This is a genomic window from Nonomuraea basaltis (genome assembly GCF_005893125.1).
GTDB classification, from domain to species: domain Bacteria; phylum Actinomycetota; class Actinomycetes; order Streptosporangiales; family Streptosporangiaceae; genus Nonomuraea; species Nonomuraea basaltis.
Window position 1 is genome coordinate 21,416 of the sequence record NZ_VCJS01000150.1, and the last position, 10,334, is coordinate 31,749.

The following is a 10,334-nucleotide window of genomic DNA, read 5'->3' on the forward strand; positions in this document are numbered from 1 at the left end:
GCTGTGCGCGGGATTACCGGGCCAGCAGGTAAATAGGCGTGGAGCAGCGCGAGGCTCGGGCCGACGGTGATGGGAGTCAGGGACGTGCTCCTCCCAGAGTGGGGAGACACCCGCGCCCCCAACCCTTGAGAAGGGTTTCCTTGAACACCTCAACAGCGAACATCTTCACCGTGCGCAAGCGGGCCATCCTCGTGACTCTCCTCGTGATGCTGGCCGCGGCCGGCATGACGGTGCTGGCGAACCCGTCCTCGGCCGACGTTCCCGACCTGGAGTTCGTCGAGCAGTCCACCGGCTACGACTCCGACGACAAGGGCATCGACGTCACCTGCCCGGAGGGGAAACGGGTCCTGGGCGTGGGGGCCGACCTCGACGGCGCGCGCGGCAAGGTCGTCATCGATCAGGTGGTGCCGACCACGTACTCGGTCAACGCCTACGCCTACGAGTACGGCTCTCGGTACAACACCGGGACCGGGGATGACTGGCGGCTCCGGGTGTGGGCCTTCTGCGGCAACCCGCGCGGGTCCACGGTGATCAGTTCCAGAGAGAGCGACTCCAACCCTGACGACAGCAAGGAGGTAACCGCTCCCTGCCCCGACGGCTACGACGTGCTCGGCAGCGGGGCCAAGCTTGACGGGGCCCGGGGGGAAGTGGTTATCGACGAGATGATCCCGTCGGCAGACAGCGTCGCGGTCGGGGCGATCGAGGACGACCGGGGACTTGACGACGCCAATTGGAAGATCCGGGCGTACGCGATCTGTGCCGAGAACCGGCCGGCCGGGCTGGAGATCGTCTCCCGTGACGGTGACGGCCCGATCACCTCGGACGACAACGACAGCACCTACGCCCACTGTCCCGGCAAGCAAGCCCTGGGCAGCGGGTTCGACATCATGGACGGCGGCGGCGAGACCGGCATCGAGAAGCTCATCCCGGGGAGCGACACCGTCGTGACCACCGCGGTTGAAGACTGGGACGGCAACAGCAGAGACTGGTTCGTCCGCGCGTACGTGATCTGCGCCAACGCCTAGAGCGGTGCACTTCGTCGTTCTCAAGCCGTAACCAGGCCCGCCACCACGCTGTGCGGCTCCCATTCAAGGACGGCTGGCGGCTGGACTCCCAAGCCCCGGACACCACCAGCCCCGGCACGGCCATACGGGGCTGGTGGTGGTGCTGGGCAGGCCGTCCGGGCTTGTAGGGACGGTCCCGGACGTCCCTACGCCAGGCCCCTAGAAGCAGGCGTCGTCGTGCGGGGCGACGAGCTGCACGGTCCGGGTGACACCGTGGAGGTAGGTGGCAGTGATCATCGAGGTCCCCTCCTGGGGTTGTGGTGACAGGTCAGGGGCGGCCTGGCCCTCTCGTTAGGCCCGGCCGCTGGTGTTTCAGTTGGGCAGGATGCGCAGGACCTGCGGGTTGACCGGCTCGACCCACACGCCCGACGGCAGCGGCACCGTGCGTACTCATCGGGGCAGTCGTAGTCCGACATCCCGCCATAGCGGACCAGGTACGCCCAGTCGGGCAGCCCGTGCATCCAGACGATGACGCGGCCGTCGCCGCCGTCCCAGTCGGCGTCCATCTGCGGCCAGTAGTCGCGGTCGCCGACGAAGTGCTTGCCGATCGCGTCGGCGACCTGCTGAGCGATCTCGTCGGTGATCTCGGTGACGGCGGCGTTCTCGGCGACCATGTCGATGGCCGTGGTCCGCAGCGGGTGCTCCCCGATCGGGGTGCCGCTCATCGCCCCGGCGATGTACCGCTCGCGGGCGGTGCTCCACCAGACGCGGCCGATCGGCCGGCCGTCGCGGTGGACGACGATGCCCAGGCCCTTGGCCTTGATCTCGATCTTCCCCATCAGTGTTCTCCTCCTGAACGACGGGGCCCCGCGACCGTGGCGGTCGCGGGGCCGATTGACGGTCATGACCGGTGCTCCCATGCGCCCCGCAAGGTCCTCCGGGCTCAGATGCCTGTCTGCCACTGGTTCCCCTTCACGGTCCGGCTTCTCGGCTTCGATACCGATGGACGCCGAGTTGGTGTGATGTCCGCTGGTATTTAGTTCCAGCAGGTGGCGGTGGTGTCGCCGAGCTTCGCCGCGGCGTGTTCGGCGCGGGCGTACGGCGTGAGTTGGATGGCGCGTTGCAACGCTCGGGGCTGGTCGCGCAGGGCCCGCATGAAGGCGATCAAGTCGCCGTCGATGTCGTTGATCGTCTCGATCTCCGCGGGGTCCTTGGCGAAGAAGACGGCCGCGGATCGGGCGAACGGCTCGTAGTACACCTCGTGCTTGGGCAGCAGCGAGGCGAGGATGGGCGCGAGCTTTCCCGTGGCGCCGTAGTACTGGAACGGAGGGCGCAGCGCCACAGAGCACCCGGGGCCCCGGCAAAGTTAGTTGACCGGAGATCATACTTTCGGCTGAATCAGCTGGCAGGGGCCGCTCTATCCTGGGGCTTCCGGTTCGGCTAAACGGTCACGGAAGATCGAGAGACACGTGAAACAGCGGACTTTCCTCGCCGCCCGCATCGACCAGTGGTCACGCGAGCACCCCAGGATGCTGGATCTGACACTGGCCGGCTTGATGTGGCTGGTTCTCGGCCTGTTGAGTGCTCTTGCGGGGCTGCCCGCCTTTCTCGTCGCCACCGCGGCCATCCTCCCTCTCGCCGTACGGCGACGCTTCCCGACCGCGGTCCTCGCCTGGTCGACCGCGGTTTTCGCTGTCCAGCTCATGGTGGTGCCGATTCCGTTGCCGGCCAACGTCGCGCAGGCGATCGTCGTCTATACCGTTGCCGCACACGTCGCGTCTCTGCCGATCCGCCTGCTCGCCCTCGGTGCCGCGCTCGCCGGCAGCGTGCTCGCCGGCTTCCGATGGAGCGTCCCGCCTGAATACCTGACAAACGTGCTCAAGAACGCTGTGTTCCTGGGGATCCTGTTCGTGCTGGTCTGGGTCATCGGTAATCTCGTCCGCGGTCGTCAGGCCAACATGAGCGCACTGCGTGAGGCGAGTGCCCGACTCGAGGAGAGCCGGTTGCAGCGCGAGCGGTTCGTCGCGCAGCAGAAACGTGTTGTCGCGGCACGGGAGATTCACGATATCGTGGCCCACTCCCTCACCGTCGTGATCGTGCAGGCTGACGGCGCTGAGTACGCCGCCGAGCACGCGCAGCCCTGGGATCGCGCGGACGCGGGAAGGGTCTTCGCCACGATCGGGCGTACCGCGCGATCGGCCCTTACCGACGTGCGTGGCGTCATCGAGGTACTCCGCGACGCCGACGCCGACGCCGACGCCGACGGCGACGGGCCGGACGATCTGAGTGGGGCCGGGCTGGGGGTCGCCGAGTTGCGGCAGTTCGTGGACTCGGTACGGGCGGCGGGACTCGCTGTGGACGTCGACGCCGAGCCGGCCGTGCTCGACGATGTACCCACCGCGATACGGTTTGCCGTACTCCGGGTCGTCCGGGAGTCACTGACGAACGTGTTGAAGCACGCTGGCCCGCACGCCACAGCGCACGTGATCGTCGCGAGGACGCAGGAAGGGATCATGGCTCGAGTCGAGGACGACGGCGTCGGTGTCCGTCGTGCCGACACGATCGCGGACCACATGTCCGAACCTGCCGGCTATGGCCTCGACGGAATGCGGGAGCGTTTGCGCGCCCTCGGCGGAGTGCTGGAGGCAGGCCCACACCGTGACGGCGGATTCGTAGTCGATGCCGCGATCCCCGTAGCCGTTCTGTCGCCTTCCGCGCGACCCGCGGGCCTTGCCACCCCGTCGAGCGGCGAGTGATGCGTCCCGATCGCCTCATCCGTGTCTTCCTGGTGGACGACCAGGAGCTGGTGCGGACCGGGTTCGCGATGATCCTCGATGCCACCCCGGATCTGCGGGTCGTCGGATCGGCCGCCGACGGGCAGACGGCCCTCGACGCCCTGCGGCGGCCCGAGCACCGTGCGGACGTCGTCTTGATGGACATTCGCATGCCGGGTATCGATGGCGTGGAAACCACCCGGCGGCTGCTGGCCACACCCGACCCGCCACGCGTCGTCATGCTGACGACGTTCGACGACGACGAGCTTCTCGTCGCGGCTCTTCGAGCTGGAGCGGCTGGGTTCCTGCTCAAGGACGCGGGCGCGGCGGAACTGCTGACGGCGATCCGGGCAGCCGCCGCCGGGGAGGCGCCGGTCGCGCCGAGGCTCGTACGTCGCTTGATCGACTCGTTCGTCCTCGCGCCGCCGGCGACCAATTCCGCCGAGCACCCGCCCGCCGTCGCGTCCAGGCTGGGGCGTCTCACCTCCCGCGAACGCGAGATCCTCGCCTTGGTCGGCCTGGGACTCACCAACGCGGAGATCGCCGCGCGGCTGCAGTTGGCGGAGTCGACCGTCAAGACGCATCTTGGCTCGGTACTGCGCAAGCTCGAGCTGCGCGATCGTGTGCAGGCGGTCATCCTCGCGCAGACGCAGGGGCTGACCGGCGACTCGCGGCGGACCGGCTGATGCCGATCGCGAGGGCGCAGGCCGTTGTGCCGACGAGCACGAACAGCCCGGTGTCACCGGCCAGGTACTCGCGCACCACTACGGGCTGCTCAGTCGAAATCGCGTGCTCCAGCAGTAGGGCGAAGGTGGCGTTGTGGGCGAAGTGCGCCAGCACGACCGGCCACACGCTGCCGGACATGACGCGCAGGTACCCGAAGAGGAACGAGAACGCGATCACCGAGCCACTGAACAGCAAGAGCACCAGGCTGCGGTTCCCTTCGGTGTGGTAGTACGGCGTGAACAGGATGTACGGCAGGTGCCAGGCGATCCAGACAAGCCCGATGACGAGCATCGCCGAGCGCTCGCCCAGGAACGCGAGCCGTGGCTGCAGGTAGCCCCGCCATCCGATCTCTTCGGCGAACGACAGGATCGGCCCGGTGATAGACACAGCGATCATCGACTGCACCCAGTCGCCGTGCGGCGCGGAGAATCGGCCGAAGCCGAGCGCGACGGCGCCCGCGGTGGCGAGCAGGCAGAGGCCGGCGGTGGTGGCGACCGCGAGCGGCCAGGTTCGCAGGCCGAGCCGCCCTGTGCCGAGCCGGCGCCATCCGTCTCTGGAGTATCCCTCTCGCGTGACGACGAGCAGCATCGCCATCACGACGAGTAGGGGCGATAAGGCGAGGACGAGCCCACCGGCGATGTTGGCGGTGCCCAGCGAGATCGTGAGCACAAGGACGATGAAAACGATCGACGTAGCGCGATCGGAGAGCCGCTCGAACACGGACAGACCTTCCTTGGGGGAGTTGGCCTGGCTCAGTGTTCAAGAACGCGCCGCCGCTGCCATCCACCAACGGTCCGAATTTCGGCCCGGCCTTCCCCTCATGGGACTAGCACCACCGTCTCAAGGAGATGAGGTCGCCGGCACCAACTCGGTGCGGCGGAACGAGCCGCGGCCATCCCGTCGTACACGTGCTGTCGCAGTACGAGACCGCGCGCCGCCCTCAGGCCCTGAACTGGACATCGCGGCCATCAGCGCTACTTTGCCGGGACCCTGGAGCACCCCCTTGTGGAAAGGCACGGATAGTCCGTCAGCGTCGGCGAGTTGAGGAGCGGCGCCGCGTCGCGACCACCTCATCGGCGGCCACGGCAAAGTTGGCCCACAGGCCGAGGACCCTTCCGCATCTAACGCTGACCTGCGGCTTTGTGACCTGCCGGGGTGAGCGCCGCCAGATCATCAAGACCGGCCGTATTCACCGTGCGCGGCGGTGATATCAGCCTGCGGGGCGTCTCCAGAGCTGCGAGGAGTTGCCGTTGCAGAACCGCAGCTCCACCGCCAGGCCGTTCTGCGACCCCGGTGTGGCGATGCAGTGGCTCCAGGTGCCGGAGATTCCCGACCCCAGGAGGTTGTTGCCGATGCCGAAGGTCCAGTTCTCGTTGCTGATGTTGCCGCACCCCCACTGATCGACGCGGGCTCCGTTGAAGGCGCCATCGCGGACCTCGAGGCAGTAACCGCTGGCCCTGTTCTTCAGGTGCATCTTGTTGCGGGGGAGGTACTGGACCAGCCATTGCTGAGCGTGGGTCCCGTTGCAGGCCTGCTGAACGATCACATCTCCCTCTTCGAGGGTCTTCGGCTGGAGGCACTTGCCGTTCTGGACGCTCACGAGCTTGACGATCTCGCTTTCGGCCTGCGCCGGGGCCGCCGTCAGCCCGATACCGGCTGTTACCGCCGTCGTGAATAACAGCGCGATGAGTGGCTTTCGCATGAGATTCCCTTCATGGTGATCGGCGTTCACGGCGATGGAACGATCCATCACTCGCTGCACGCTCTTCTTTTGTGTGCTTCTAGACCTAGGCGTTCCAAGCCGTTCCAACATGGCGGCAGACCGCGAATCTTCATCCTGATCAAGGATCGTCCTCTACGGCATCCCATCTGCCGTCGACCCACCGCGGAGCGGCAGCGGCCGGCGATGGAGGTGCAAGCCCGGCTTGACGTGTCCCTTCGCCTGTGCGTTCGCGGAAACCGATCCGGCGCGGTTGCGCGCCGAGCTGATCCAGGTGGCCGCCGTGGCCGTCAAGTGGGTCCAGTCCCTCGACCGCCGTCCGGTCCCCGTCCCCCCGCACCTAAAGCCATCTCGACCACGGGAAGGACCAGCCGGCGCTGGGGACATGTACTTGCACGTTGCTGTCCCGGTGCGGCTTCGGAGGAATCAAGCCATTCGCAATCCGGCGGCCGTATGACTGATGCGTCCGAACCTGGACATCCTCTGTCAGGCCGGCTACGGCTTGGTTCCGATCGCCCGAGAGGAAAGCCCATGCACCGTTCCGTCCGCCTCCTGCTCTCCCTGGCCGCCGCCTCCGCGGCCGTCGTGGCAGGCATCGCCTCCCCCGTTGCCGCGTCCACCGCCGATGAGGACTCTTGGGGACCGGTCTACTCCCGTTCCTACGACGGTGCGCGGGCCATGGCCGTCGGCCACTGGAAGCTGGATGAGGAGCACGGCGACGAGCTCACCGTCAAGGCCAGGCTGTACGACAAGAAGTCGCCGCCATGGCTGTGCGCCTACTTGCAGGTCAACTTCGCGTTCTACGACGGTGAGAAGATCCATTCGGCGATGAAGTGCGGCCCGAACGGCTTCACCTCCTTTGCTCGCGTCACCTCGAGCCCGGACATCCCGTCCAGCGTCTCGGCCCGGGTCTGCTATTGGGACAAGAAGACCGCCAGCACGAAGAAGTGCGGCACATGGACGTACCTGTACGGCGAGGCCGGGCAGGAATAGCGCCCAACGCAGAGCCAAGTGCAGCGGGCCTGCCCAGATCAAGCTGACGACGTCCCACGGGCTCACCGGTTGCCCCGGATGGCGTCGTACACGTCGCGGCCCAGGCGGGCGTCGCCGAAACCCTCTACCACGGCATACACGAGTCGGGCCAGCGCCTTGGGCAGCACCTGCGCGCCGACCGTCGCGAACGCGGCGACGCGGAGCCGTCCCCGCCGGCCGGCCGCGTATCCGCGGATGTCCTCCTCGGCCTCACCGAGCCGGGACAGGATCGCGGCGGCATGCCGTCCCATCTGGACGGCGGCGGGAGTCTGCCACAGGTTGCGCGGTCCGCGTTCGAACAACCGCACCGCCGCTGCGTAGGGCCGGAGATGCCCCCGGTAGCGTACCTGACCGTCCGGCGTCAGTTCAGCACGCGCAGGTGAGTGAGCCGATGGGGGCGGTCAACGGGTCGGGCGCGTGCTGCTCCGTGCCGGTTGCGGTTTCGGTCGGGAAGCCTTCGCGGATCCAGTACTCGATGCCCCCGATCATCTCCTTGACCTGGTAGCCGAGCTGGGCCAGAGCGAGGGCCGCGCGGGTGGCGCCGTCGCAGCCCGGCCCCCAGCAGTAGATGATCACAGGGACCGCCGGGTCGAGCATGCTCGCGGCGCGGGCCGGGATGTCGGCGGTGGGCAGGTGCAGCGCGCCCGGCACGTGGCCTTGCTCCCAGGCGGCGGCCGCGCGTGAGTCGACCAGGGCGAAGCCAGGATCGCCGGACTGGAGCGAGGCGTGGACGTCAGAGACATCGGCCTGGAAGGTGAGGCGTGCGATGAAGAACGCGGCGGCCTGGGCGGGAGCCGCGGGCGGAACCCGCAAAGCCGGGCTTGTGGTGGTGTTGGTCATGGCGAAGACGCTACGGACCGTAACCCTCTGCCGGAACCCAAGACCAACGGCACTTTTCCACTTTTGTCGGTGATTTCATGGTAAACACCGGATATGGCCGATGTTTCCCTCGATGAGACCGATATGCGCATCCTGGAGGCCCTGCAACGCGACGGGCGCGCCAGCTATGCCGAGTTGGCGCGGACCGTGTCCATGTCGGCCAGCGCCGTCACCGAACGGGTCCGGCGGCTGGAGGAAAGCGGCGTGATCAGCGGCTACTCCGCCGTCGTGGACCCGGACCGCCTCGGGCTCGGCATCCTGGCCTTCGTCCGGCTCCGCTATCCGACCAGCAACTACCGGCCGTTCCACGATCTGATCGCCACCACCCCCGAGATCGTGGAGGCCCACCACGTGACCGGCGAAGACTGCTTCGTGCTGAAGGTACTCGCCACCTCCATGCGTGACCTGGAACGCACAACCGGCCGGATCGCCGGACTGGGCTCCGTCACCACCAGCGTCGCCTACTCCAGCCCTCTCCGGAACCGCGCCATCACCACGAGAGCCTCATAGCCGCCCACATCGGGCGGCTGACACGGTCGGCCATCAGGTGTTGAGCACCCTCTAAATGATCTAAAGGGTCATTAGCAGAACAAGGAGTAATTGACCGGCTACGAAGGGTAGGTTCTCGGCGGTTCCAACTTAGAAAGGACTCCTCATGGAGCAGCAGCAAGCCCAGCAGATCGAGCAGCAGTTGCGGCAGAACTGGCAGCAGATCAGGTATCGGATTCTCGACCAGTTCGCCGAGGTCAGCCCATCGGATCTCGACTTCGCCCGTAACGTCAGCGATCTCGTTGAGCGGATCGCCGACAAGTCGCACCACACCGAGCGGTACGTCGAGACGCGACTGCTCGAACTCGTCGGCGTCGGTGGCGGCCAGCAGGGACAGCCGTTCGGCGTCGCGATGGGCCAGCAGCAGGGCATGCAGCAGGGCTTCCAGCCGAGCGGCCAGCAGGGCCGCCCGTTCGGGGGCTAGCGCACAACCGATGAGATGATGGGCTGGTCAGGCGAGCCGCTCCGGTTCACACCGGAAGCACCCGCCTGGCCAGCGCATCGGACGGTAGCCCTCGCGGGGCGAGGCAGTCGTCGCCGGCCGGCCATCAGGACCACCACTCAGGATCAGGCAGCAACCGCCGCAGTCCGGTATTCCAGCAGATCATCGATCAGCCTGATGACGGCCTGATCACGGGGCATCAACCGCAGTTCGGTCAACATCTCATCAACCTGTTCGAGCGTCGGCCTACTGTCGACCGACGCGGCCAGACTCACTAGCCTGCTCACGGGCGCCTCCCAAGTAGTTCGTCCGTGTTTCGTAACAAATGTACCATTTTGGTTTCGTGCTCAGGCAAGAGTGCCCCAACCGACGCAAGCACGCGGCAGATGCCCCCGGATCATCTGCCCGGTAGCCGGCGGCCGGCCAGCCACACGCCGGCGATGTCGAGCGTGGCGTCGACGTTCGCCGTGGGGTCGCCGTCGACCAGGAGGAGGTCGGCGCGCAGGCCCGGCGCGATCCGGCCGCGATCGTGCAGGCCGAAGCGGCCGGCGGGGGCCGCAGTGGCGGCGGTGAGGGCCTCGCGGGGAGTGAGGCCGGCCGCGACCAGCAGGGCGAGCTCCTGGTGGAGGGTCGCGCCGTGAGCCGTGCCGACGTTGGAGGCGTCGGAGCCGGCGAGCAGGGTGACGCCCGCGTCGCGCAGTTCCGCCACCGTGCGCGTGGCCGCGCCGAGGTCGTGCCGGGCGCCCTCCCCCAGCGGGAACGGGCCCATGGTGAGCATCCGGCGGGAGCCTTCGGTCAGATGCGGCGAGACCCTGGGGTCCGCGGCCAGTGCCTTGCCGCCCGTTCCCGGACCGAACAGCTCGCCCAGCACGGCCAGGGTCGGCACCACCGCGGTGTCGCCCAGTTCGGAGGCGAGCGAGGGGTCCGGGCGATCCACGAAGACGTGTCCGAGTACGTCCACGCCCGCCTGGACCGCTTGGCGGGCGGTGCCGGCGGTGAGGGCATGGGCGATGGCGATCCCGCCTCGGTCATGGGCCGCCGCCACCAGGGCGGCGGCCGTCTCGCCCGCCATGGCCGGGGTCGGAAGGCCGGTCGTGGAACCGTCGTCCATGAGGATCTTGAGGTAGTCGGAGCCCTCCGCGAACCGGCCGGCCACGAAGGCATCCGCCTCGTCCGGGGTCACGAGGGTGGGGAAGGGTGTTCTTCTA

14 protein-coding genes are annotated in these 10,334 nt (G+C 67.7%); 6 read left to right on the forward strand and 8 right to left on the reverse strand.

What is annotated here, in order from left to right; translation table 11 throughout:
- Positions 1-140 precede the first annotated feature (140 nt).
- The gene (locus tag EJK15_RS46405; RefSeq protein ID WP_138716855.1) at positions 141-1,025 is read left to right on the forward strand and encodes a hypothetical protein; all 885 of its coding nucleotides are present in this window, start codon (positions 141-143) and stop codon (positions 1,023-1,025) included.
- Between the two features lie 272 nt (positions 1,026-1,297).
- Here the strand turns inward: EJK15_RS46405 and EJK15_RS46410 are convergent, their stop codons facing one another.
- Together EJK15_RS46410 and EJK15_RS46415 are read right to left on the reverse strand one after the other, a co-directional pair.
- Positions 1,298-1,843, reverse strand: coding sequence for a hypothetical protein (locus EJK15_RS46410; protein ID WP_138716856.1), 546 nt, complete (start codon positions 1,841-1,843; stop codon positions 1,298-1,300).
- 197 nt (positions 1,844-2,040) lie between these two features.
- Positions 2,041-2,346 (reverse strand): DNA adenine methylase, encoded by a 306-nt coding sequence (locus EJK15_RS46415; protein WP_138716857.1) that lies wholly within the window; start codon positions 2,344-2,346, stop codon positions 2,041-2,043.
- 127 nt (positions 2,347-2,473) lie between these two features.
- Here EJK15_RS46415 and EJK15_RS46420 point away from each other — a divergent pair, with 127 nt between their 5' ends.
- Complete coding sequence (locus tag EJK15_RS46420; RefSeq protein WP_138716858.1) at positions 2,474-3,760, forward strand: sensor histidine kinase; 1,287 nt, start codon at positions 2,474-2,476, stop codon at positions 3,758-3,760.
- Positions 3,760-4,464 (forward strand): response regulator, encoded by a 705-nt coding sequence (locus tag EJK15_RS46425; RefSeq protein WP_138716859.1) that lies wholly within the window; start codon positions 3,760-3,762, stop codon positions 4,462-4,464. The genes EJK15_RS46420 and EJK15_RS46425 overlap by 1 nt, the downstream gene beginning before the upstream one ends.
- On the opposite strand, the gene EJK15_RS46430 is transcribed toward EJK15_RS46425, so the two are convergent.
- Positions 4,412-5,224 (reverse strand): CPBP family intramembrane glutamic endopeptidase, encoded by an 813-nt coding sequence (locus tag EJK15_RS46430; RefSeq protein WP_138716860.1) that lies wholly within the window; start codon positions 5,222-5,224, stop codon positions 4,412-4,414. The two genes, EJK15_RS46425 and EJK15_RS46430, sit on opposite strands and share 53 nt — an antisense overlap.
- Before the next feature lie 490 nt (positions 5,225-5,714).
- Positions 5,715-6,236 carry an RICIN domain-containing protein gene (locus EJK15_RS46435; RefSeq protein ID WP_171074927.1) on the reverse strand — a complete coding sequence of 174 codons (522 nt, stop codon included), beginning with the start codon at positions 6,234-6,236 and terminating at the stop codon, positions 5,715-5,717.
- Between the two features lie 519 nt (positions 6,237-6,755).
- On the opposite strand from EJK15_RS46435, the gene EJK15_RS46440 reads away from it, so the two are divergent.
- A complete protein-coding gene (locus EJK15_RS46440) occupies positions 6,756-7,217 on the forward strand; it encodes a hypothetical protein (protein ID WP_138716862.1) in 462 nt (153 codons plus the stop codon).
- 62 nt (positions 7,218-7,279) lie between these two features.
- Here EJK15_RS46440 and EJK15_RS46445 read toward each other — a convergent pair whose 3' ends face one another.
- Positions 7,280-7,564, reverse strand: a complete 285-nt coding sequence (locus EJK15_RS46445; protein WP_138716863.1) for a LysR family transcriptional regulator — start codon at positions 7,562-7,564, stop codon at positions 7,280-7,282.
- A 58-nt stretch (positions 7,565-7,622) separates the two neighbouring features.
- Positions 7,623-8,096 (reverse strand): rhodanese-like domain-containing protein, encoded by a 474-nt coding sequence (locus tag EJK15_RS46450; protein ID WP_138716864.1) that lies wholly within the window; start codon positions 8,094-8,096, stop codon positions 7,623-7,625.
- Positions 8,097-8,189: 93 nt separating this feature from the next.
- On the opposite strand from EJK15_RS46450, the gene EJK15_RS46455 reads away from it, so the two are divergent.
- Both EJK15_RS46455 and EJK15_RS46460 read left to right on the forward strand, forming a co-directional pair.
- Positions 8,190-8,645, forward strand: a complete 456-nt coding sequence (locus EJK15_RS46455; protein WP_138716865.1) for an Lrp/AsnC family transcriptional regulator — start codon at positions 8,190-8,192, stop codon at positions 8,643-8,645.
- A 145-nt stretch (positions 8,646-8,790) separates the two neighbouring features.
- Complete coding sequence (locus EJK15_RS46460) at positions 8,791-9,108, forward strand: hypothetical protein (protein ID WP_138716866.1); 318 nt, start codon at positions 8,791-8,793, stop codon at positions 9,106-9,108.
- A 143-nt stretch (positions 9,109-9,251) separates the two neighbouring features.
- Here EJK15_RS46460 and EJK15_RS71460 read toward each other — a convergent pair whose 3' ends face one another.
- On the reverse strand, positions 9,252-9,413 hold the full coding sequence (locus EJK15_RS71460) for a hypothetical protein (protein ID WP_171074928.1): 162 nt from the start codon (positions 9,411-9,413) through the stop codon (positions 9,252-9,254).
- Between the two features lie 110 nt (positions 9,414-9,523).
- Positions 9,524-10,334: amidohydrolase family protein (locus tag EJK15_RS46465; RefSeq protein ID WP_138716867.1), on the reverse strand; the 811-nt coding region annotated here is incomplete at its 5' end.